We start from the raw sequence: 20,866 nt of genomic DNA on the forward strand, positions 1-20,866 counted from the left end.
TGCCGGCCCTGCGCGACCTGGCCTGGCTTGACGCCACCGGGCAGGTGCGCAGCGACACCCTCGCTGGCTCACCCGACCGTCAGCTGATTGACGACCTGCTGCAACTGAATCAGGGCAGGGCATTTTTCTATGGCAACGATGCCGACAATCAGCGGCTCTACCTGCTGCTGCGCCAGCCGACCGAGCAAGACCGCGGCTACTGGCTGCTGCGCCTGAGCCGCGACTACTACCAGGAGCTGACCCGTCACCTTGACGGCCCCACCCATCCCCTGTGGCTGCTGGAAAACAGCCGCAGCGGCGAGGTCATCGAGCGCCACGGGCACCGGCAGACCAGCGAAGATCCTCTGCAAAGCGTGATGCTTGCCTTCATCGACAACAGCACCTGGCAACTGCGTGGCCTGTTCGATGCCGGCCTGGCCCGCGACAGGTTGCTGCCGGCGCTGCTCGGCAAATGCGTGCTGGTGCTGTTCTGCGCGCTGCTGCCGGTACTGGCGCTGATCAACATGCGCCGTCGCCAACGCGCCTTGCAGGAAGACCGTCGGCGCTACCAGGAAATCTTCGAGGGCACCGGCGTGGCCCTGTGCGTGCTCGATCTCTCCAGCCTGCCGGGGCAGCTCGACCGCTACCACCTGCGCAACCGCGCCGCGCTCAAGCAAAGCCTGGCCCTGGACACCAAGCTGCGCCGCACCTTGCTTGCGGAACTGAAGATCACCGAGATCAACCAGGTGGCCCGCCAACTGCTCAACGTCGACTCCCACGCTGGCGCCTGGCAGCGCCTGATAGATGGCAGCGGGGACAGCCGCGACAGTATCGGCATGCAGTTGATCGACGCGCTGATCGAAGAGCGCCAGCAACTCGAACTGGAGGTCCGCCTACCCGCCCCGCTCGGTGGTGAACTGCACCTGTGGCTGATGGCCCGACTGCCGCAGCAGCGCCGTGACTACCAGGCGGTAATCCTGAGCATCAGCGACATCACCAGCCGCAAGCAGGTGGAGCTGTCGCTGCTCGAACGCGAGGGCTTCTGGTCGGACGTGGTGCGTACCGTGCCCGACCAGCTCTACGTGCAGGACGTTGACAGCCAGCGGATGATCTTCAGCAACCGCCACCTCGGCCAGACCCTCGGTTACGACCGCGCGGAGCTGGCACAGATGGGTGACCGCTTCTGGGAGATGCTCCTGCATCCCGGCGATGCCGAGCACTACCGCGCCCTGCGCCAGCAGCAGCGCGACACCGGCTATGGCCAGTCGCTGCACTGCCAGTTGCGCTTCCGCCATCGCGACGGTGGCTGGCGGTGCTACGACATCCGCGAGCAGGTGCTGACCCGCGACAGCGAAGGCCTGGTCACACGTATCATCGGCGTGGGCAAGGATGTCACCGTGCAGATCGAAGCCAGCGAATCGCTGCGCGACAGCGAACAGCGCTACCGCATGCTCGCCGAGAGCATCAGCGACGTGATCTTCTCCACCGACAGCCAGCTGCAGCTCAACTATGTCAGCCCCTCGGTGCAGGCGGTGCTGGGCTACCAGGCCGACTGGATCTTTGCCAACGGCTGGCAGTCGATCATTGCCAACCCGGCCCAGCTCAGCGGTGTCTACAACCTGCTCGAGCGCGTCAGCCAGGTGCTGGACGACAGCACGCAACTGGCCCAGTTGCGCAGTACCCTGCCTACGCAGTTGTTCCTGTTCGACTGCCTGCGCGCCGACGGCCGCAAGATCCCCATCGAGCTGCGCCTGGTGCTGGTGTGGGACGAACACGAGCGCTTCGAGGGGGTGCTCGGCGTGGGCCGCGACATCAGCCAGCAACGCCGGGCCGAAAAAGACCTGCGCATGGCCGCGACCGTGTTCGAGCACTCCACCTCGGCGATCCTCATTACCGACCCGGCCGGCTATATCGTCCAGGCCAACGAAGCATTCACCCGCGTCAGCGGCTATGCCGTGGCCGAGGTGCTCGACCAGCTCCCCGGCATGCTCACCGTCGAGCAGCAACAGAACGCCCAGCAAGGCTACGTGCTCAAGCAACTGAGCCAGCGCGGCAGCTGGGAAGGCGAGGTCTGGCTGAAACGGCGCAACGGCGAGCACTACCCGGCGTGGGTAGGCATCACCGCGGTGCTCGACGATGAAGGCGACCTGGCCAGCTATGTGTGCTTCTTCACCGACATCAGCGAACGCAAGGCCAGCGAGCAGCGCATCCACCGCCTGGCCTACTACGATGCCCTCACTCACCTGCCCAACCGCACGTTGTTCCAGGACCGCCTGTACACCGCCCTGCAACAGGCCGAGCGCCAGAAGGCCTGGGTGGTGCTGATGTTCCTCGACCTCGACCGCTTCAAGCCGATCAACGACTCCCTTGGCCATGCGGCGGGCGATCGCATGCTCAAGGACATGGCCGAGCGCCTGCTGGCCTGCGTCGACGACGACGACACCGTGGCGCGCATGGGCGGCGACGAGTTCACCCTGCTGCTGCAGCCCAAGGCCAGCCGCGAGCAGGCCCTCAACCGCGCCATCCATGTTGCCGAGCACATCCTCGACGGGCTGGTCACCCCGTTCGTGCTGGAAAACCGCGAGTTCTTCGTCACCGCCAGTATCGGCATCGCCCTGAGCCCACAGGACGGCAGCGAGCTCAGCCAGTTGATGAAGAACGCCGACACGGCGATGTACCACGCCAAGGAACGCGGCAAGAACAACTTCCAGTTCTACCAAGCGGACATGAACGCCAGCGCCTTGGAGCGTCTGGAACTGGAAAGCGACCTGCGCCATGCACTAGAGCAGAACGAGTTCATCCTCTATTACCAGCCACAGTTCAGCGGCGACGGCAAGCGCCTGACCGGCGCCGAGGCGCTGTTGCGCTGGCGCCACCCGACACGCGGCCTGGTGCCGCCGGGCGACTTCATCCCGGTGATCGAGGAGCTGGGCCTGGTGGTCGACGTTGGCGACTGGGTACTGCGCGAATCCTGCCGTCAGCTCAAGGCCTGGCACCAGCAGAAAGTGCGTGTGCCCAAGGTGTCGGTGAACATCTCCGCCCGGCAGTTCTCCGACGGCCAGCTGGGCACGCGCATCGCAACTATCCTCGACGAAACGGGGCTGCCGCCGGCGTGCCTGGAGCTGGAGCTGACCGAAAGCATCCTGATGCGCGAGGTCAACGAGGCCATGCAGATCCTCGACAGCCTGAAGAACCTGGGCCTGAGCATCGCGGTCGACGACTTCGGCACCGGCTACTCGTCGCTCAACTACCTCAAGCAGTTCCCCATCGACGTGCTGAAGATCGACCGCACCTTCGTCGATGGCCTGCCCGAAGGCGAGCAGGATGCGCAGATCGCCCGGGCGATCATCGCCATGGCCCACAGCCTCAATCTGGCGGTGATCGCCGAAGGCGTGGAGACCCATGAGCAGCTTGAGTTCCTGCGCGAACACGGCTGTGACGAGGTGCAGGGTTATCTGTTCGGCCGACCGATGCCCGCCAACCAGTTCGAGGCCCAGTTCAGCAACGAGACGTTGTTCATGTTCCAGTAGGCGCTGCGCGGGGTCTTCGCGCCCACCAGACCTCATGCAACCTGGAAAAAACCGGACCTCAAAGTCAACTCCAGCCCAGTCGCCACGCGGCCTGCAACATGAAGCCCATTGGTCCGCGACTTGATGCCACTTCATATGCCAGCGGCGAATCAATCGGTTAGAATGCTCCCCCAATTCTGCCCGATCCTTGAGGACCGCCATGTTCAGCCGTGATTTGACCATTGCCAAGTACGACGCCGAGCTCTTCGAAGCCATGCAGCAAGAAGCCCTGCGCCAGGAAGAGCATATCGAGCTGATCGCTTCGGAAAACTACACCAGCCCGGCGGTCATGGAGGCCCAGGGTTCGGTTCTGACCAACAAGTACGCCGAAGGCTACCCAGGCAAGCGCTACTACGGTGGTTGCGAGTACGTCGACGTCGTCGAGCAGCTGGCCATCGACCGCGCCAAGGAGCTGTTCGGCGCCGACTACGCCAACGTCCAGCCGCATGCCGGTTCCCAGGCCAACGCCGCTGTCTACTTGGCCCTGCTGTCGGCCGGTGACACCATCCTGGGCATGAGCCTGGCCCACGGCGGCCACCTGACCCACGGTGCCAGCGTTTCCTCCTCGGGCAAGCTGTACAACGCCATCCAGTACGGCATCGACGCCAACGGCCTGATCGACTACGACGAAGTCGAGCGCCTGGCTGTCGAGCACAAGCCGAAGATGATCGTTGCCGGCTTCTCCGCCTACTCGCAAGTGCTGGATTTCCCACGCTTCCGCGAAATCGCCGACAAGGTCGGTGCCTACCTGTTCGTCGACATGGCTCACGTCGCCGGCCTGGTCGCCGCTGGTGTGTACCCGAACCCTGTGCCGTTCGCCGATGTGGTCACCACCACCACCCACAAGACCCTGCGCGGTCCACGTGGCGGCCTGATCCTGGCCCGTGCCAACGCCGACATCGAGAAGAAGCTGAACTCCGCCGTCTTCCCGGGCGCCCAGGGCGGCCCGCTGGAGCACGTCATCGCTGCCAAGGCGATCTGCTTCAAGGAAGCCCTGCAGCCTGAGTTCAAGGCCTACCAGCAGCAGGTCGTGAAAAACGCCCAGGCCATGGCCAGCGTATTCATCGAGCGTGGCTTCGACGTCGTCTCCGGCGGCACCGAGAACCACCTGTTCCTGCTGTCGCTGATCAAGCAGGAAATCTCCGGTAAGGACGCCGACGCCGCTCTGGGCAAGGCCTTCATCACCGTCAACAAGAACTCGGTACCGAACGACCCACGTTCGCCGTTCGTCACTTCGGGCCTGCGTTTCGGCACCCCAGCCGTTACCACCCGTGGCTTCAAGGAAGCCGAGTGCCGTGAACTGGCCGGCTGGATCTGCGACATCCTGGCCGACCTGAACAACGAAGCGGTGATCGACGCCGTACGTGAGAAGGTCAAGGCCATCTGCAAGAAGCTGCCGGTGTACGGCAACTGATTGGCAGACGCCTGAAATGAAGAAGCCCGGCCTTGTGCCGGGCTTTTTCATGTTTGTACTTCATCGGGCTGGCGCGACATCCGGTACGAGACGTATTTCCACGCGCTGCCCCAAGGCCCTGGCAGCGCTAGCCAACGTTGCCAAGGTCATGCCAGCGTCTGTCTGATCCAAGGCTCGATCGACCGCCGCCCGACTGGTGTGCATACGCTCGGCCAAAGCCTTCTTGCTGATCTTTTGCTGCTTCATCGCCTGCGTCAGTTGCCAGGCGATCACCCGTTTCAGCGCAGCCGCCGTGACCTCTTCGAGGATGCCCTCTTCGGCGAGAAAATCATCGAAGTTCGAACCGATATGCGGGTTCATGTAGTTGACCTCCGTAAGCTGGCCTTGCGTTGCCTGGCCAGGGCCAGATCTGCTGAAGGCGTTTTCTGGCTTTTCTTGATGAATCCATGGAGCATGAACATCACGCCATCCATGATCGTGAACAGTACACGGGCAACGACATGCCCCATGTCGATACGGATTTCCCAAAGCCCGTGCTCCAGCTTTCTGACCAAGGGCATGCCAAGTGGCCATCCCAACTGAACGGTCTTGATTTCCATGCCAATCAGATAGCGTTCTTCACGTGCCAAGCCCTTTAGCCACTCCCTCACGGGCTCATTACCCAACGCACTACAGAAGAACTGCACATTTATTTTTAGATCCGACGCGGCCAAGTGTACCAAAAAAAGTACCTCCTGCAAGCGGCCACCTCGACTGGCCTGATCGCTGAAACGAGGCCAAAAAAATGCCGCCTTACGGCGGCATCGAACAGTCGGCTGTATCCCAATCAGGCGTGGCTCAAAGCTTCGAAACCAGCCCGAATCCTTTCCTCCGGCAGCTCATCGGCGATGAACACCATCACGCTTTCCCGAAGCTCGCCTTCCTTCCACTCGGCGTCCCAGTCGAAGCCGTACAGCTTCAGCACTCCCTGGAACACCAAACGGCGATCTTCACCCGCTATATTCAACACGCCCTTGTAGCGCAACAGCTGTTTGCCGTGCTCCTCCAGCAGCTCGTTCATGAAGTCGCTGAGCCGATCGATATCCAACGGTGTTTCGGTGCGCAGCACCAGCGTCGAAATGCGATCCGGGGTGGCGGGCTTGAGGACCGGGCGCAAGCTGGGCCCGGGGCTGATGCCAAGGTCCGGGTTGAGGTTGAACCCTCGCACATCGAGCAGCTCGGCCAGGTCGATGCGACCGTGCTCGACCACGCGAATCGTCGCCCGGCCATTGATGCACGCCAGGCGCTCGCGCAGGGCATCGACCACCTGCGGCTCGACCAGATCGGTCTTGCTCAGCAGCAGACGGTCGGCAAAGCCGACCTGGGCCTGGGCGATGGCCTGGGTCAGGTGCAGTTCGGCGTGGGCGGTGTCGACCAGGGTGATGATGCCATCGAGGATATAGCGCTCGCGCAGCTCTTCGTCGATGAAGAAGGTCTGTGCCACGGGTGCCGGGTCGGCGAGGCCCGTGCACTCGATCACCAGGCGATCAAAGGCGATCTCGCCGGCGTCCAGGCGTTCGAGCAGCAGGTACAGGGCACGGGTCAGGTCGCCATGGATGCTGCAGCACACACAGCCGTTGGCCAGGGTCATGACCTGCACTGGCTCATCGCCCAGCAGTTGGCTGTCGATGCCGGCCTCGCTGAACTCGTTCTCGATCACGGCGAGCCTCAGGCCGTGCTCGGCCTTGAGCATGTGCTTGAGCAGTGTGGTCTTGCCGGCACCGAGAAAGCCGGTCAGCACGGTAACGGGAATCGGCGTTTGCACGCGGTTGTCTCCTGCAGCTGAAAATGAAAGTGGGAGCCCGGTTGCCCGGGCTCCCACTGGTTCACGCGTGTCGCGGGTTCAACAGCACTTGGGCCCGGACTTGCCACCATAACGCGCTTCCTGGCGCTCGCGGAAGAACGCCTCGTAGCTCATCACCGGCTTGTCCGGGTGCTTGGTCTGCATGTGCTCGACATAGTTGTCGTAATCGGGCATGCCGACCATCAGGCGTGCTGCCTGCCCCAGGTACTTGCCCAGTCGACCCAGGTCGTTGAACATCGCGGCATTCCTCTCAAGCGTCAGGCAGGGCCTGGAACGGGGTTTCCTTGTCGGTCCGCTCTTTGCGGCCCCAGGCGGCGTAGCCGACCTTGAGGGCGAAGAACAGGATGCTGAACACCACCACCAGGAACAGGATCGTCAGGCCAGCGTTGGTGTAGGCGTTGAAGATCACGTGCTGCATCTGACCGATATCCTTGGCAGGCGCCAGCACCTGGCCGGCGTCCAGCGCGGTGCTGTACTTCTTGGCCAGGGCCAGGAAGCCCACAGCTGGGTTCGGGTCGAACAGCTTGATCAGGCCCGCGGCGGTGGTGCAGATCAGCAGCCATACCGCAGGTACCAGGGTGACCCAGATATAGCGCTGACGCTTCATCTTGATCAGTACCACGGTACCGAGCATCAGGGCGATACCGGCCAGCATCTGGTTGGAGATACCGAACAGCGGCCACAAGGTGTTGATACCCCCCAGCGGATCGATCACGCCTTGATACAGCAGGTAACCCCACATTGCCACGCAACCGGCGGTCGCGAGCAGGTTGGCCCCCCACGACTCGGTGCGCTTGAGCGCCGGAACGAAGCTGCCCAGCAGGTCCTGCAGCATGAAGCGCCCGGCACGAGTACCGGCGTCCACTGCGGTGAGGATGAACAGTGCCTCGAACAGAATGGCGAAGTGGTACCAGAACGCCATGGTGTTCTCGCCCGGCAGCACCTGGTGCAGGATCTGCGCGATACCGACCGCCAGGGTCGGCGCGCCACCGGCACGGGCGAGGATGGTGTGCTCGCCGATGTCGCGGGCAGTGGCCTCCAACTGCTCGGGGGTAATCATGAAGCCCCAGCTGCTGACGGTCTGCGCCACCGAAGCGACGTCGGCGCCGACCACTGCGGCCGGGCTGTTCATGGCGAAGTACACGCCCGGCTCGATCACCGAGGCGGCAACCATGGCCATGATGGCGACGAACGACTCCATCAGCATGCCGCCGTAGCCGATGTAACGGGCGTTGGTTTCGTTGTCCAGCAGCTTCGGCGTGGTCCCCGAGGAGATCAGCGCGTGGAAGCCGGACACCGCGCCGCAGGCGATGGTGATGAACAGGAACGGGAACAGGGTGCCCTTCCACACCGGGCCGGTACCGTCGGTGAACTGGGTCAGCGCCGGCATCTTCAGCTCGGGCGCGATGATCAGGATACCGATGGCCAGGCCGACGATGGTGCCGATCTTGAGGAAGGTCGACAGGTAGTCGCGCGGCGCCAGTACCAGCCACACCGGCAGCACAGCGGCGACGAAACCGTAGCCCACGAGCATCCAGGTGATCTGCACGCCGGTGAAGGTGAACGCCGGGCCCCACACCGGATCCGCGGCGATCTGGCCCCCCAGCCAGATCGACAGCAGCAGCAGGACCACGCCGACAATGGAGATTTCACCGATGCGGCCCGGGCGGATGTAGCGCATGTAGATGCCCATGAACATCGCGATCGGGATGGTCGCGATCACCGTGAACATGCCCCACGGGCTCTCGGCCAGGGCCTTGACCACGATCAGCGCGAGCACCGCGAGGATGATGATCATGATCAGGAAGCAACCGAACAGGGCGATGGTGCCCGGTATGCGGCCCATCTCTTCCCGGACCATGTCGCCCAGCGAGCGGCCGTTGCGCCGTGTGGACAGGAACAGGACCATGAAGTCCTGTACCGCGCCGGCCAGCACCACGCCAGCGATCAGCCACAGCGTGCCGGGCAGGTAGCCCATCTGCGCCGCGAGCACCGGGCCCACGAGCGGGCCGGCGCCGGCGATGGCGGCGAAGTGGTGGCCGAAAAGGATGTGCTTGTTGGTCGGGACGTAGTCCAGGCCATCATTGTTGAGTACCGCCGGCGTGGCCCGGCGTGGGTCGAGCTGCATCACCTTGGTGGCGATGAACAGGCTGTAGTAACGGTAGGCAACCAGGTAGATGGCCACTGCCGCGACGACGATCCACAAGGCATTGATCGCCTCACCGCGACGCAGGGCGACGACGCCCAGCGCGCAGGCCCCTATGACTGCCAGCGCCAGCCACGGGATATGGCGTAGCAGGCTGTTATTGTTGTTCATGGCATGCTTCCAGCTTAAGTGGTTGGAATAGACAGCCCTCTGAGTCTAGGGCCTGCTCGCCTCCATTACCATATCCAGATGAGCGTCCTTGCTACCCCAGGGGCTCCGACCTAGAGCGTTGTTCCCGCAACTCACCTGGTAATTCTGCCAGTTGTCGGGCCACAGTCCAGAGTGCATTTTGAACAGGTCTTGAATACACAAGGATGTTCACAATGAAGACCAAGTACCTGCTTCACACCTCTTTCATCGGCCTGCTCGCCACTGCGGCGATACCTGCCCATGCCGCCCCCATCGAGCCAATGCATGGCGCCATGGAAGTACCCGTGGCGCGCCAACTGGCTTGCTTCAACGCACAAGACTACCACTGGCCAGAAGATGGCTCAGGTATCAAGAGTCCAGGCTGCAAAGCGGCGTACCAACACGTTTACCGCAAGTTCGACAACAACGCCCAACAGGCGACCTATCAGTTCATCCAATGGCACGAAGTGTCGAAGAACATCCCCGAGTACGACAAAATCGAAGAAGTCAAGAAGGCTATCCCCGACGGCCAGTTGTGCTCGGCGGGCAATGTCGTGGCAGCGGATTCACTAAGCAAGGTCAGGAACGCACTCCTCGAAATTTTGCGCAAGTTGAAATTGGATTCGAATTGGCTGTACCTCTTGGTCAACGACAAGAGCGGCCTGGACCAACCTGCCGAGTGGGCCACCCAGGAACTGCGCAAGGGGGCCGACAACAAAGTGCACATGCGCTACAAGGTCGAGGCCGTGCATAACCCCAGTTACTGGGAAATCTATGTGTCCAAGCCTGGCTACAACCCCGCAGAGCGCGCGCTGAAGTGGGACGATCTGGAACTGGTGCAGGAAATCGGCGACGTGCCACCAGTAAATGGGTACTACGAGCTTGAGGTCGATCTCAAGAACCACATCGGCAAGCGTGTCATCTACAGCCGCTGGCAGCGCAAGGACCCGGCCGGCGAAGGCTTCTACAACTGCAGCGATGTGAACATCGTCGGCGGCAAATAGCCTCCGGTTAATCCTCCGAAAGGGACGGCCATGGCTGGGCTATAGTCAGAAGATCTGACGAGGATCCAGCCATGACTAGCTCCCACGACGAACGCCGCCGTTTCCAGCGCATCGCCTTCGATGCCCCTACCGAACTGCGCCAGGGCGAACGTCGCTGGCCGGTGAAGCTCCTCGACCTGTCGCTTAAGGGCTTGCTGGTAGAGCGCCCGGAACCCTGGGATGCGGACCCCACCCAGGACTTCGACGCAGTCATCCACCTCAACGACAAGAAAACCCAGGTCAGGATGCAGGTCGAACTGCGCCACGACGAGTCCACGCGCCTGGGCTTCATCTGCCTGCACATCGACATCGACTCGATGACCCATTTGCACCGTCTTGTGGAACTGAACCTGGCGGACAGCACCGAAATGATGCGCGAGCTGCGCGAACTCATCGAAGAATGATATCTCTTAGCCTGCTAACAATCTGGCTGTGACCGCTTTCTTGTCCAGCCAGACAGCTTTCCTGCCTTTCCCAGCCCCTTTGTACACACCCCTCTGGAACAGCCTCTCGCAGGTTGGAACGCAACGTGCATCCAGGTTTCAGGCACCCTGGATGCATCCTTTACGACGCTACGATCAAAACTTTGTATACAATTTTAGTGGCAATTATTTGCGCTAGTTGTCTACAGTAGCGGCACAACAATAAACAGAGAGCCTGCTCCAATGACCACGTCCCCCAGCACGTCTCCCGCCCCGCGCCCCGAGGACGAAAACCTCGGCCTCGGCGCCAACCTGGCCTACGGGCTGCAGCATGTCCTGACCATGTATGGAGGGATCGTCGCCGTACCCCTGATCCTCGGCCAGGCCGCCGGCCTGGCGCCGGCGGAGATCGGGCTGCTAATTGCTGCCTCGTTGTTCGCCGGTGGCCTGGCGACATTGCTGCAGACCCTTGGGCTGCCGTTCTTCGGCTGCCAGCTGCCATTGGTCCAGGGCGTGTCGTTCGCGGGCGTGGCGACCATGGGCGCGATTCTTGGCAGCCAGGGCGGCGGTGGCCTGCCGGCGGTGCTGGGCGCGGTAATGGCAGCTTCGTTGATCGGTTTCCTGATTACCCCGGTGTTCTCGCGCATCACCAAGTTCTTCCCGCCCCTGGTGACCGGCATCGTCATCACCACCATCGGCCTGACCCTGATGCCCGTCGCGGCCCGCTGGGTGATGGGCGGCAACAGCGCCTCGCCAGAGTTCGGCAGCATGGCCAACATCGGCCTGGCGGCGCTGACCTTCGCCATCGTCCTGCTGCTGAGCAAGCTCGGCAGCGCGAGCATTTCGCGCCTGTCGATCTTGCTGGCGATGGTCGCCGGCACATTGATCGCCTGGTCGCTGGGCATGGCCGATTTCAGCAAGGTCACCGAAGGCCCGATCTTCGCCTTCCCCACCCCGTTCCACTTCGGCATGCCGACCTTCCACATCGCCGCGATCCTGTCGATGTGCATCGTGATCATGGTGACCCTGGTGGAAACCTCGGCGGACATCCTGGCGGTCGGTGAAATCATCGACACCAAGGTCGACTCCAAGCGCCTGGGCAACGGCCTGCGCGCCGACATGGCATCGAGCATCCTGGCGCCGATCTTCGGCTCGTTCACCCAGAGCGCCTTCGCCCAGAACGTGGGCCTGGTGGCAGTCACCGGCGTGAAGAGCCGCTATGTGGTGGCCACCGGCGGCGTGATCCTGGTGGTGCTCGGCCTGCTGCCGATCATGGGCCGGGTGATTGCGGCAGTGCCTACCCCGGTACTCGGTGGCGCCGGTATCGTGCTGTTTGGCACCGTGGCCGCCAGCGGAATCCGTACCCTGTCGAAAGTCAGCTACAAGAACAACGTCAACCTGATCATCGTCGCCGCCTCGCTTGGCTTCGGCATGATCCCGATCGCGGCGCCGAACTTCTACCACAGCTTCCCCAGCTGGTTCGAAACCATCTTCCACTCCGGCATCAGCTCGGCGGCGATCATGGCAATTCTGCTGAACCTGATGTTCAACCACTTCACCACCGGCAACTCGGAAAACCAGTCGGTGTTCGCCGCGGCCTACGAGCGCACCATCCAGTACTCCGATATTTCGGCCCTGCGTGATGGCGACTACTTCAAGGACGGCAAGCTGTTCGACGCCGAGGGCAACGAGGTACCGGTGCTGGAACTGGACGAGCACGGCAACGAGACGCCCAGGCGCAAAGCGGTTGCCGAACACTGATCGCTGACCAGGACGGTCACCGAGGGGAGCCGACGCGCATCGTCGGCTCTTTTTTTGTATGGGAAGATGCGTGGAATCCTATGATCGCTTTAGCCGTGAGCCACAAAGTACCGATTCAACACATTCAGATCACCGGCCTCCAGCCCCCCGCCATATAGCGCAGCTGCAACCAGGACCGTAAACCGTTGGTCATTCGGTTTCCTGCAGGCACGGCATCACATAGGCCAGGGCGTTGGCCAGATGCTTTTGCACCGAACTGTCGGAGATCCCCAGATCCCTGGCGACCTCGGCGTGGGTCATGCCTTCCAGGCGGTTGAGGCGGAAGATCTCCCGGGTGCGCTCGGGCAACTCGCCGAGGATCGCCTGCAACCGACGCAGGTGCTGCTCGCGCACGGCTCGCTCTCGAGCCCGGGGCCATCCTCGACGAGCGCCTCGAAAGCCTCGTGGGGCATCGTGTCGGTCTTGCGCCATTGCTGCTAACGCACGTGATCGATCTTCGGGTTGTGCACGGTGCGATAGAGGTACGCCTGGGCGTTGTCGATCGTCTCGGTACACTGCTGCTCGGCCATGCGCAGGAAACTGTCCTGCACCAGGTCAGCGGCCAGCAGTGAGTCGCGCACCTTGCGCGAGAGCAGGCCTTGAAGGTTTTTCGCGTGCTTGAGAAACAGCCGCTTGAGGTCTGACTCCGCCAGACGCACTCCATGAGGTGCTCGCAGGGTGGCGGCATGCTACTCGCTATTGAGAATCACTTATAAAAAAATTGACCTACTCGAACAATGCGTCCAGTGCCTGTTCCAGACGGGTCACGGCAATCACCTGCAACCCGGCGGGCGCCTCTTTCGGCGCGTTGCCCTTAGGCACGATGGCACGCTTGAAGCCATGTTTTGCCGCTTCCTTCAAACGCTCCTGGCCACTGGGTACCGGGCGTACCTCGCCCGACAGGCCGATTTCGCCGAACACCAGCAGGCCATGGGCCAGCGGACGATTGCGCAGGCTCGACATCACCGCAGCCAGCAACGCCAGGTCGGAGGCAGTCTCAAGCACCTTCACACCACCGACGACGTTGAGGAACACGTCCTGATCATGGGTGGGGATGCCGCCGTGTCGATGCAACACCGCCAACAGCATGGCCAGGCGGTTCTGGTCCAGGCCTAACGTCACCCGTCGCGGATTGGCCAGGTGGCTGTCGTCAACCAACGCCTGGACCTCCACCAGCATCGGCCGGGTGCCCTCCCAGGTGGCCATGACCACGCTGCCGGGCACCTCTTCCTGGGTGCGATTGAGGAAGATCGCCGACGGATTGGAGACTTCCTTGAGGCCGCGGTCGGTCATGCCGAACACACCCAGCTCGTTGACCGCGCCAAAGCGGTTCTTCACTGCGCGCAGCAGGCGCAGGCGGCCATCGGACTCACCCTCGAAATACAACACCGTGTCGACCATGTGCTCGAGCACCCGAGGACCTGCCAACGAGCCCTCCTTGGTGACGTGACCGACCAGGAAGATCGCCGTGCCGCTCTGCTTGGCATAGCGCACCAGCAATGCCGTGCTCTCGCGCACCTGGGCGACGCCGCCCGGCGCCGACTGCAGTTGTTCGGTGAAGATGGTCTGTATCGAGTCGATCACCATCACCCGCGGCTTTTCCTGGCGCGCGGTGGCAATGATGGTCTCGATGCAGGTTTCAGTCATGACCTTGAGCTGGTCCTGGGGCAGGCCCAGGCGCCGGGAGCGCATGGCTACCTGCTGCTGCGATTCCTCGCCGGTGACATACAGCGCCGGCATCTGCACGGCGATGTTGCACAGGGTCTGCAGAAGGATGGTCGATTTGCCGATACCCGGATCGCCCCCGATCAGTACCACCGAACCATCCACCAGGCCGCCGCCGAGTACACGGTCGAGTTCGGTGCTGCTGGTGGTGAAGCGCGGGATCTCCTCGACGCTCACTTCGGCCAGGGTCTTGATCTGCGCCTGCTGCCCGGTCCAGCCGGCGCGCCCGCTCGGTGCCGCGGCGCCGCCGCTTTCGATCATGCTCTCGACCAGGGTGTTCCAGGCCCCGCACTCGCCACACTGCCCGGCCCACTTGGGAAAGGTCGCGCCGCACTCGGTGCAGCCATACAAACGCTTGGCCTTGGCCATGGGCTGGGTCTCCTGGAAAAAACCGCCATGATAGCCGAACACGGACGTGCCCCGGAGGCCTCGGCGGACGACAAAACTATTCGCTCTATAAACAGTCTGTAGCTGCGAACGTCACGCATGAAGCGTTTTAGTGGCTTACACTGCGTTTACCTCTCCATTCGTAACAAAGGAATACAGCATGGGCATGCTCAGTGAATTCAAGGCCTTCGCGGTCAAGGGAAATGTCGTCGACATGGCGGTGGGTATCATCATCGGCGCGGCGTTCGGCAAGATCGTCTCTTCCTTTGTCGGTGACGTGATCATGCCCCCCATCGGCCTGCTGATCGGCGGTGTCGACTTCAGCGACCTGGCCATCACGCTCAAGGCTGCCGAAGGCGATGTGCCGGCCGTGATGCTGGCCTACGGCAAGTTCATCCAGACCGTGCTCGACTTCATCATCGTCGCCTTTGCCATCTTCATGGGCGTGAAGGTGATCAACCGCCTCAAGCGCGAAGAGGCCGTGGCACCGACCGCGCCGCCGGTGCCCAGCGCCGAGGAAGCCCTGCTGACCGAGATTCGCGACTTGCTCAAGGCGCAGAATCGCCAGCCCTGAAGCACAAAACGACTGGGGCCGCTTTGCAGCGGCCCCAGTGACGGCGATCCAAAAAGCGCCATTGTTCCTTACCAGTAATTCTCCACCGCCACCTGCCCCGGCCGCTTGCTCAGGCTCAGTTGCAAGTCCCGCGCCTTGAGCACCTTGCGCGTCTCGTCGATCATCTCCGGGTTGCCGCACAGCATGATCCGTGAATGCTCCGGCGACAGCGCCAGCCCCGCCGCCTTTTCCAGTTCACCGTTCTCGATCAACGTGGTAATCCGCGCATTCAACGCACCCGGATGCTGCTCTCGGGTAACCACCGGAATGAACTGCAGCTTGCCCGCGTACTCCGCCAGGTAGTCGCGCTGTTCCAACGCGGCGATTTCATCGACATACGCCAGCTCCTTCGCCTCGCGCACCGAGTACACCAGCTTGATATTGTCGAAGCGCTCCCAGGCCTCGAAGTCCTGCAGGATCGACATGAACGGTGCGATGCCGGTGCCGGTGGCCAGCAGCCACAAGTCACGGCCGCCGACGAAGCGGTCAAGGGTCAGGTAGCCGAAGGCCTGGCGGTCGATCAGCAGGGTGTCGCCTTCGCCAAGCCGGCTGAGCTCACTGGTGAACTCGCCCCCGGGCACCACGATGGAGAAGAAGTCGAGAAACTCGTCATGGGGCGCGCTGACCATGGAATAGGCACGCCAGACAACGCTGCCATCGGCCTTGTTCACGCCCAGCCGGGCGAACTGACCGGCACGAAAGCGAAAGCCTGCATCGCGGGTGACACGCAGGGAAAACAGGTTGGGAGTCAGAGGCTGGACGCCGAGCAGGGTCTGGCGGGTGAATTTGTCGGCGCTGGCGGTCATGACGGGCTCCACGAATCAAGAGCGCACAGTGTCGCGCAAAGCAGCGCAGATAAACACCGTCGATTTGTAGGGCATGACACGACACCGAGCAGAACTACCTAAAAAAGCGACACAGCTATAGCAAAAAAACCCAGCACACCAGTAGGAGCTTTCCTACACTACGGTCCGTGTAGTCCTCACTTTGGATCCACGAAGACGTAAAGGGAGCCTCAGATGCCACATTGGAAGAGCGAGCAGCTCCAGCAACTGCTGGAGGAGAAAGAGCCGCAGCAGGTGTTCGGCCAGGCTGTGAAACTGGCCCAAGCACTGGACATGGAGTTCATCGGCCTGACCTTGCACCTGCATATCGCTGCCCGTGGCCCCCAAATCGTCCTCTACAACAATTACCCAAGCGCCTGGAACACCCTCTATCAGGCTGAAGACTTCATCAACATAGACCCGACAGTATCAAAATGCCACCACACGACGTTGCCACTGGTCTGGAACGACGATCTGTTTCATGAGGTGCCACAGCTGCGTGAGGCCGCCAGCGCCTACGGCATGATCCATGGCTGGAGTCAGTCGGTGCACGACCAGCAGCACAACGAAAGTCAGTTGAGCGTCTCCAGGGCCGAAGGCGCCGTCTCCCGCGACGAACTGTTCGAGAAGAGTGCCCAGGTCATGTGGCTGTGCAACACCTTGCACGCCGCCCTCAGCACGCACCACCTGGCGAAGTACAGCCCACTGCCGCAATTGAGCGAACGCGAGCTTGAAGTGCTCAAGTGGTCCGCCGCCGGCAAGACTGCCGCCGACGTGGCGATGATCCTCTCGCTGTCGACCAGCACCGTGAATTTCCATATTCGCAGTGTGATCAGCAAGACCAACGCCTCCAACAAAGCTGGCGCCATCGCCATTGCCGCCCTGCGCGGCCTGCTCTGACAGCGCGTCCCCCACCCAGGCGCAAAGCCCTGTAGAATTCCCCGCCGCAAGCCCGCCGCACCCGCGCGCCGGGCAGATACGCAGCAGAGCCCCACGTCATGCCCCTGTTCAACAGCCCCTTCGCCGACCTCGACCTGATCCGCCAGCCGGAGCAAGCCAACGACCCGCTGCTGGCGTTCGATGCCGCCGACCAGTACCTGCTGGAACACCTGGCCGCCCAGGCACCGGGCGCAGGGTGCAAGGTGCTGGTGCTCAACGACAGCTTCGGCGCCCTGGCCGCCAGCCTGGCCGGACACCTGGACGTGACCAGCAGCGGCGACTCGCACCTGGCGCACCTGGCCCTGGAGAAGAACCTCGCGGGGAACGGCAAGCCGTTCGACAGCGTGCCCTTCATCCCGGCCAACGAGCCCTTCCAGGGCCCGTTCGACCGCGTGCTGGTGCGCGTGCCCAAGACCCTGGCCCTGCTCGAGGAGCAACTGATCCGCCTGCAGGGCCAATTGGCGCCTGGAGCCCAGGTGATCGCCGGGGCGATGATCAAGCACCTGCCACGAGCCGCCGGCGACCTCATGGAGAAGTACATCGGCCCGGTGCAGGCTTCGCTGGCGCAGAAGAAAGCGCGCCTGCTGAGTGCCACTGTCGCGCAACGGCCCGTCGCGCGCTCCCCCTACCCCAGCCGCTACCGCCTGGACACGCCGGCCCTGGAGCTGGTCAACCACGCCAACGTGTTCTGCCGCGAAGGCCTGGACATCGGCACTCGCGCCTTCCTGCCGCATCTGCCACGTGATTTGGGCCGCGCCCGCGTAGCCGATCTCGGCTGTGGCAATGGCGTGCTGGCGATTGCCTGCGCCCTGGCCAACCCGGATGCGCAGTTCACCCTGGTCGACGAGTCGTACATGGCGGTGCAGTCGGCGCGGGAGAACTGGCAGGCGGCACTGGGCGAACGCGAAGTGACGATCAGGGCCGCGGACGGCCTGGCCGGCCAGGAGAAACAATCGCTGGACGTGGTGCTGTGCAATCCACCGTTCCACCAGCAGCAGGTGGTCGGCGACTTCCTCGCCTGGCGCATGTTCCAGCAGGCCCGCGAGGCGCTGGAAGTCGGTGGCGCGCTGTACATCGTCGGCAACCGCCACCTGGGCTATCACAGCAAGCTGGCGCGCTTGTTCCGGGGCGTCGAGCAGGTGGCGGCAACGCCGAAGTTCGTGGTGCTCAAGGCCCGGAAATAAAAGCATCGCGGGGCAAGTCGCATCGGTGCGACTTGCCCCGCGATGACTCAATGGCTTAGTGAGTACTCAGGCCTGCCGCGTTCATGAACATGCGCATGCCATAAGCCACCACGCCAAGCGCTGCCACGCTCAGCCCCCAGATCAGCACCAGCCAACCCAGGCGTTGCCACAGCGGTTTCTTCTCTTCGACATTCATCGCCCGGCGCTCCTAGTGATAGCCGTCTTCATGGGTCACCTTGCCGCGGAACACGTAGTAGCTCCAGTAGGTGTAACCAAGGATGAACGGCAGGATGAACAGCGTGCCCACCAGCATGAAGCCCTGGCTCTGCGGCGGCGCCGCAGCATCCCAGATGCTGATCGACGGCGGGATGATGTTCGGCCACAGGCTGATGCCCAACCCGCTGTAACCGAGGAAGATCAGCACCAGGGTCAGCAGGAACGGGGTGTAGTGGGCATTGCGCGCCACCGCCCGCAGCAACCCGTAGAAGGTCACCAGCACCAGGATCGGCACCGGCATGAACCAGATCAGGTTGGGCATGCTGAACCAACGCTCGGCGATCTGCGGATAGGCGATCGGCGTCCACAGGCTGACGATGCCGATCACCACCAGCAGCACCAGCGCCAGTGGCCGAGCCATGTCATGCATCTTCTGCTGCAGCGGCCCTTCGGTCTTCATGATCAACCAGGTGCAGCCCAGCAGCGTGTAGGCGACGATCAGGCCTAGGCCCGAGAACACCGTGAACGGCGTCAGCCAATCGAGGGTGCCACCGACGAACTTGCGGTCGACCACCTTGAAGCCCTCGATGAAGGCGCCCAGGGCCACGCCCTGGAAGAAGGTCGCCACCAGCGAGCCCCAGATGAAGGCCTTGTCCCAGATATGGCGCCTGTTGGCCCGGGCCTTGAAGCGGAATTCGAAGGCCACGCCCCGGAAGATCAGGCCCACCAGCATCAGGATCAGTGGCAGGTACAGCGCCTCCAACACCACCGAGTAGGCCAGTGGGAAAGCCCCGAACAGCGCCGCCCCGCCCAGTACCAGCCAGGTCTCGTTGCCGTCCCATACCGGAGCAACCGTGTTCATCATTACATCGCGGTCACGCTCGTCCTGGACGAAGGGGAAGAGCATGCCGATGCCCAGGTCGAAACCATCCATCACCACGTACATCATGACGCCGAAGATGATGATCACGGCCCAGATCAGCGGAAGATCGATACCCATCTCAGTTCCCCTTGCTCAGGCTGCTGGAGTCGGCCTCATGGCCTTCATCGGCGGCGGACAGCGGCCGCGCCGGCGTACGTTTCTGGCCAGGGCCACCCGGGGTGTGCTCATCGCCTTCACCGGTCTTCGGCCCTTTGCGCACCAGGCGCATCATGTAGCCCAGGCCGGTGCCGAACAGCGCGAAGTAGACCACCACGAACATCACCAGGGTGAACCCCAACTGCGCGTAGCTATGGTTGGACACCCCATCGGCGGTGCGCATCAGCCCGTAGACCACCCACGGCTGGCGGCCGATCTCGGTGGTGAACCAGCCGGCGAGGATCGCGATCAACCCCGACGGGCCCATCCACAGGGTCAGGTAGAGGAACGGCCGCGAGCTGTACAGGGTGCCGCGCTTGCGCAGCCACAGGCTCCACAGGCCGACGAAGATCATCAGCATGCCCAGGCCAACCATGACCCGGAACGACCAGAACACGATGGTCGAGTTGGGTCGGTCCTCGGGCGGGAAGTCCTTCATCGCCGGCACTTGCTTGTCCAGGCTATGGGTCAGGATCAGGCTGCCCAAGGCTGGAATCTCGATCTTGAAGCGCGTGGTTTCTGCCTGCATGTCGGGAATGCCGAACAGGATCAGCGGCGTCGGCTCGCCGGGCTTGTTCTCCCAGTGGCCTTCGATGGCGGCGATCTTCACCGGTTGATGCTTGAGCGTGTTCAAGCCATGGAAGTCGCCGATCACGGCCTGGATAGGCGCCACCACCAGGGCCATCCACATGGCCATCGACAGCATCTTACGCACTGCCGGGTTGTCCCTCCCGCGCAACAGGTGCCAGGCCGCCGAGGCGCCGACAAAGAACGCGGTGGCGACGAAGGCCGCGGTGGCCATGTGCATCAGGCGATAGGGGAAGGACGGGTTGAAGATCACCGCGAACCAGTCCACCGGAATCACCTGGCCATTGACGATCTCGTAGCCCTGGGGGGTCTGCATCCAGCTGTTGGAAGCGAGGATCCAGAAGGTCGACACCAGCGTGCCGAGCGCCACCATGCAGGTGGCGAAGAAGTGCAGGCCACGGCCTACACGGTTCCAGCCGAACAGCATGACACCAAGGAAACCGGCCTCGAGGAAGAAGGCGGTCAAGACCTCGTAAGTGAGCAAGGGACCAGTGATGGATCCGGCAAAATCGGAGAACTGGCTCCAGTTGGTGCCGAACTGATAGGCCATGACCAGGCCCGAGACCACGCCCATGCCGAAGTTCACGGCGAAGATCTTCGACCAGAAGTGGTAGAGGTCACGGTACGTGTTGTCGCCGGTCTTCAGCAAAAGGCCTTCTAGGACCGCCAGGTAGCTCGCCAGGCCAATGGTGATGGCCGGGAACAGGATGTGAAAGGACACGGTAAAGGCAAACTGGATTCGGGCGAGCTCTAGAGCTTCCAATCCGAACATGGTGCTTCCTCTTCAGGTAATCCGGCGACCGGGCTCATGGCCTGTCGCCCACTGCCCCCACGGGTATCGAGTGCGGCGCGTTAGAATTGTTCTGTTCGATCGCGGGGATTCCGGCCCGAAGGCCAAGATCGTTGC

At 62.7% G+C, this 20,866-nt stretch carries 19 protein-coding genes and 1 pseudogene; 8 read left to right on the plus strand and 12 right to left on the minus strand.

Going from position 1 to position 20,866, the window contains the following annotated elements; genetic code table 11:
• Window positions 1–524 precede the first annotated feature (524 nt).
• Together BMY03_RS04335 and glyA are read left to right on the plus strand one after the other, a co-directional pair.
• Window positions 525–3,509, plus strand: a pseudogene (locus tag BMY03_RS04335) (sensor domain-containing protein); the annotation flags it as partial.
• 199 nt (window positions 3,510–3,708) lie between these two features.
• Window positions 3,709–4,962 carry a serine hydroxymethyltransferase gene (gene glyA / locus BMY03_RS04340; protein WP_094010328.1) on the plus strand — a complete coding sequence of 418 codons (1,254 nt, stop codon included), beginning with the start codon at window positions 3,709–3,711 and terminating at the stop codon, window positions 4,960–4,962.
• Window positions 4,963–5,022: 60 nt separating this feature from the next.
• On the opposite strand, the gene BMY03_RS04345 is transcribed toward glyA, so the two are convergent.
• The 5 genes from BMY03_RS04345 to BMY03_RS04365 form a co-directional block, all read right to left on the minus strand.
• The gene (locus BMY03_RS04345; protein ID WP_094010329.1) at window positions 5,023–5,322 is read right to left on the minus strand and encodes a helix-turn-helix domain-containing protein; all 300 of its coding nucleotides are present in this window, start codon (window positions 5,320–5,322) and stop codon (window positions 5,023–5,025) included.
• Entirely contained in the window at window positions 5,319–5,675 is a 357-nt protein-coding gene (locus tag BMY03_RS04350; RefSeq protein WP_201754950.1) for a type II toxin-antitoxin system RelE/ParE family toxin, read from the minus strand. Before BMY03_RS04350 ends, BMY03_RS04345 begins: the two co-directional genes overlap by 4 nt.
• A 113-nt stretch (window positions 5,676–5,788) precedes the next feature.
• Window positions 5,789–6,766, minus strand: a complete 978-nt coding sequence (gene yjiA, locus BMY03_RS04355) for a GTPase (RefSeq protein ID WP_094010330.1) — start codon at window positions 6,764–6,766, stop codon at window positions 5,789–5,791.
• 78 nt (window positions 6,767–6,844) lie between these two features.
• Window positions 6,845–7,042: a YbdD/YjiX family protein gene (locus tag BMY03_RS04360; RefSeq protein ID WP_008094130.1), complete on the minus strand. Its 198-nt coding sequence runs from the start codon at window positions 7,040–7,042 to the stop codon at window positions 6,845–6,847.
• Window positions 7,043–7,055: 13 nt separating this feature from the next.
• On the minus strand, window positions 7,056–9,122 hold the full coding sequence (locus BMY03_RS04365) for a carbon starvation CstA family protein (RefSeq protein WP_038707324.1): 2,067 nt from the start codon (window positions 9,120–9,122) through the stop codon (window positions 7,056–7,058).
• A gap of 212 nt (window positions 9,123–9,334) precedes the next feature.
• On the opposite strand from BMY03_RS04365, the gene BMY03_RS04370 reads away from it, so the two are divergent.
• The 3 genes from BMY03_RS04370 to BMY03_RS04380 all read left to right on the plus strand — a co-directional run bounded on the left by BMY03_RS04370 (window position 9,335) and on the right by BMY03_RS04380 (window position 12,366).
• Window positions 9,335–10,144, plus strand: coding sequence for a lytic polysaccharide monooxygenase (locus BMY03_RS04370; protein WP_177182874.1), 810 nt, complete (start codon window positions 9,335–9,337; stop codon window positions 10,142–10,144).
• 71 nt (window positions 10,145–10,215) lie between these two features.
• Window positions 10,216–10,587, plus strand: a complete 372-nt coding sequence (locus BMY03_RS04375; protein WP_094010332.1) for a PilZ domain-containing protein — start codon at window positions 10,216–10,218, stop codon at window positions 10,585–10,587.
• Window positions 10,588–10,848: 261 nt separating this feature from the next.
• Entirely contained in the window at window positions 10,849–12,366 is a 1,518-nt protein-coding gene (locus BMY03_RS04380; protein ID WP_023630301.1) for a nucleobase:cation symporter-2 family protein, read from the plus strand.
• Window positions 12,367–12,555: 189 nt separating this feature from the next.
• On the opposite strand, the gene BMY03_RS26525 is transcribed toward BMY03_RS04380, so the two are convergent.
• The 3 genes from BMY03_RS26525 to radA all read right to left on the minus strand — a co-directional run bounded on the left by BMY03_RS26525 (window position 12,556) and on the right by radA (window position 14,499).
• A complete protein-coding gene (locus BMY03_RS26525; RefSeq protein WP_232888034.1) occupies window positions 12,556–12,837 on the minus strand; it encodes a sigma-70 family RNA polymerase sigma factor in 282 nt (93 codons plus the stop codon).
• Between the two features lie 5 nt (window positions 12,838–12,842).
• Window positions 12,843–13,064 (minus strand): RNA polymerase sigma factor, encoded by a 222-nt coding sequence (locus BMY03_RS26530; RefSeq protein WP_232888033.1) that lies wholly within the window; start codon window positions 13,062–13,064, stop codon window positions 12,843–12,845.
• Window positions 13,065–13,131: 67 nt separating this feature from the next.
• Window positions 13,132–14,499, minus strand: coding sequence for a DNA repair protein RadA (gene radA / locus BMY03_RS04390; RefSeq protein ID WP_094010333.1), 1,368 nt, complete (start codon window positions 14,497–14,499; stop codon window positions 13,132–13,134).
• 178 nt (window positions 14,500–14,677) lie between these two features.
• On the opposite strand from radA, the gene mscL reads away from it, so the two are divergent.
• Complete coding sequence (gene mscL / locus BMY03_RS04395; RefSeq protein ID WP_023630299.1) at window positions 14,678–15,091, plus strand: large-conductance mechanosensitive channel protein MscL; 414 nt, start codon at window positions 14,678–14,680, stop codon at window positions 15,089–15,091.
• Window positions 15,092–15,159: 68 nt separating this feature from the next.
• On the opposite strand, the gene BMY03_RS04400 is transcribed toward mscL, so the two are convergent.
• Complete coding sequence (locus tag BMY03_RS04400; protein WP_094010334.1) at window positions 15,160–15,936, minus strand: ferredoxin--NADP reductase; 777 nt, start codon at window positions 15,934–15,936, stop codon at window positions 15,160–15,162.
• Between the two features lie 213 nt (window positions 15,937–16,149).
• On the opposite strand from BMY03_RS04400, the gene BMY03_RS04405 reads away from it, so the two are divergent.
• Together BMY03_RS04405 and BMY03_RS04410 are read left to right on the plus strand one after the other, a co-directional pair.
• Window positions 16,150–16,854, plus strand: coding sequence for an autoinducer binding domain-containing protein (locus tag BMY03_RS04405; RefSeq protein WP_094010335.1), 705 nt, complete (start codon window positions 16,150–16,152; stop codon window positions 16,852–16,854).
• Window positions 16,855–16,952: 98 nt separating this feature from the next.
• The gene (locus tag BMY03_RS04410) at window positions 16,953–18,077 is read left to right on the plus strand and encodes a methyltransferase (protein WP_094010336.1); all 1,125 of its coding nucleotides are present in this window, start codon (window positions 16,953–16,955) and stop codon (window positions 18,075–18,077) included.
• 55 nt (window positions 18,078–18,132) lie between these two features.
• On the opposite strand, the gene BMY03_RS04415 is transcribed toward BMY03_RS04410, so the two are convergent.
• Genes BMY03_RS04415 through BMY03_RS04425 form a run of 3 tightly spaced genes read right to left on the minus strand, consistent with a single transcriptional unit; the run spans window position 18,133 to window position 20,731 of the window.
• Window positions 18,133–18,273, minus strand: a complete 141-nt coding sequence (locus BMY03_RS04415) for a DUF2474 domain-containing protein (RefSeq protein ID WP_023630574.1) — start codon at window positions 18,271–18,273, stop codon at window positions 18,133–18,135.
• Window positions 18,274–18,285: 12 nt separating this feature from the next.
• Window positions 18,286–19,293 carry a cytochrome d ubiquinol oxidase subunit II gene (cydB, locus tag BMY03_RS04420; protein ID WP_023630573.1) on the minus strand — a complete coding sequence of 336 codons (1,008 nt, stop codon included), beginning with the start codon at window positions 19,291–19,293 and terminating at the stop codon, window positions 18,286–18,288.
• Window position 19,294: 1 nt separating this feature from the next.
• On the minus strand, window positions 19,295–20,731 hold the full coding sequence (locus BMY03_RS04425; RefSeq protein WP_094010337.1) for a cytochrome ubiquinol oxidase subunit I: 1,437 nt from the start codon (window positions 20,729–20,731) through the stop codon (window positions 19,295–19,297).
• Between the last annotated feature and the right edge of the window lie 135 nt (window positions 20,732–20,866).

The organism is Pseudomonas soli (assembly GCF_900110655.1).
Classification (GTDB): domain Bacteria; phylum Pseudomonadota; class Gammaproteobacteria; order Pseudomonadales; family Pseudomonadaceae; genus Aquipseudomonas; species Aquipseudomonas soli.

Excerpts from the sequence above, each read along its gene's own strand:
- glyA (WP_094010328.1), top strand. The coding sequence starts at position 3,709 with ATGTTCAGCCGTGATTTGACCATTGCCAAGTACGACGCCGAGCTCTTC.
- BMY03_RS04345 (WP_094010329.1), bottom strand. The coding sequence starts at position 5,322 with ATGAACCCGCATATCGGTTCGAACTTCGATGATTTTCTCGCCGAAGAG.
- BMY03_RS04360 (WP_008094130.1), bottom strand. The coding sequence starts at position 7,042 with ATGTTCAACGACCTGGGTCGACTGGGCAAGTACCTGGGGCAGGCAGCA.
- BMY03_RS04365 (WP_038707324.1), bottom strand. The coding sequence starts at position 9,122 with ATGAACAACAATAACAGCCTGCTACGCCATATCCCGTGGCTGGCGCTG.
- BMY03_RS04370 (WP_177182874.1), top strand. The coding sequence starts at position 9,335 with ATGAAGACCAAGTACCTGCTTCACACCTCTTTCATCGGCCTGCTCGCC.
- BMY03_RS04375 (WP_094010332.1), top strand. The coding sequence starts at position 10,216 with ATGACTAGCTCCCACGACGAACGCCGCCGTTTCCAGCGCATCGCCTTC.
- BMY03_RS04380 (WP_023630301.1), top strand. The coding sequence starts at position 10,849 with ATGACCACGTCCCCCAGCACGTCTCCCGCCCCGCGCCCCGAGGACGAA.
- BMY03_RS26525 (WP_232888034.1), bottom strand. The coding sequence starts at position 12,837 with ATGGCGCAAGACCGACACGATGCCCCACGAGGCTTTCGAGGCGCTCGT.
- radA (WP_094010333.1), bottom strand. The coding sequence starts at position 14,499 with ATGGCCAAGGCCAAGCGTTTGTATGGCTGCACCGAGTGCGGCGCGACC.
- mscL (WP_023630299.1), top strand. The coding sequence starts at position 14,678 with ATGGGCATGCTCAGTGAATTCAAGGCCTTCGCGGTCAAGGGAAATGTC.
- BMY03_RS04400 (WP_094010334.1), bottom strand. The coding sequence starts at position 15,936 with ATGACCGCCAGCGCCGACAAATTCACCCGCCAGACCCTGCTCGGCGTC.
- BMY03_RS04405 (WP_094010335.1), top strand. The coding sequence starts at position 16,150 with ATGCCACATTGGAAGAGCGAGCAGCTCCAGCAACTGCTGGAGGAGAAA.
- BMY03_RS04410 (WP_094010336.1), top strand. The coding sequence starts at position 16,953 with ATGCCCCTGTTCAACAGCCCCTTCGCCGACCTCGACCTGATCCGCCAG.
- BMY03_RS04415 (WP_023630574.1), bottom strand. The coding sequence starts at position 18,273 with ATGAATGTCGAAGAGAAGAAACCGCTGTGGCAACGCCTGGGTTGGCTG.
- cydB (WP_023630573.1), bottom strand. The coding sequence starts at position 19,293 with ATGGGTATCGATCTTCCGCTGATCTGGGCCGTGATCATCATCTTCGGC.
- BMY03_RS04425 (WP_094010337.1), bottom strand. The coding sequence starts at position 20,731 with ATGTTCGGATTGGAAGCTCTAGAGCTCGCCCGAATCCAGTTTGCCTTT.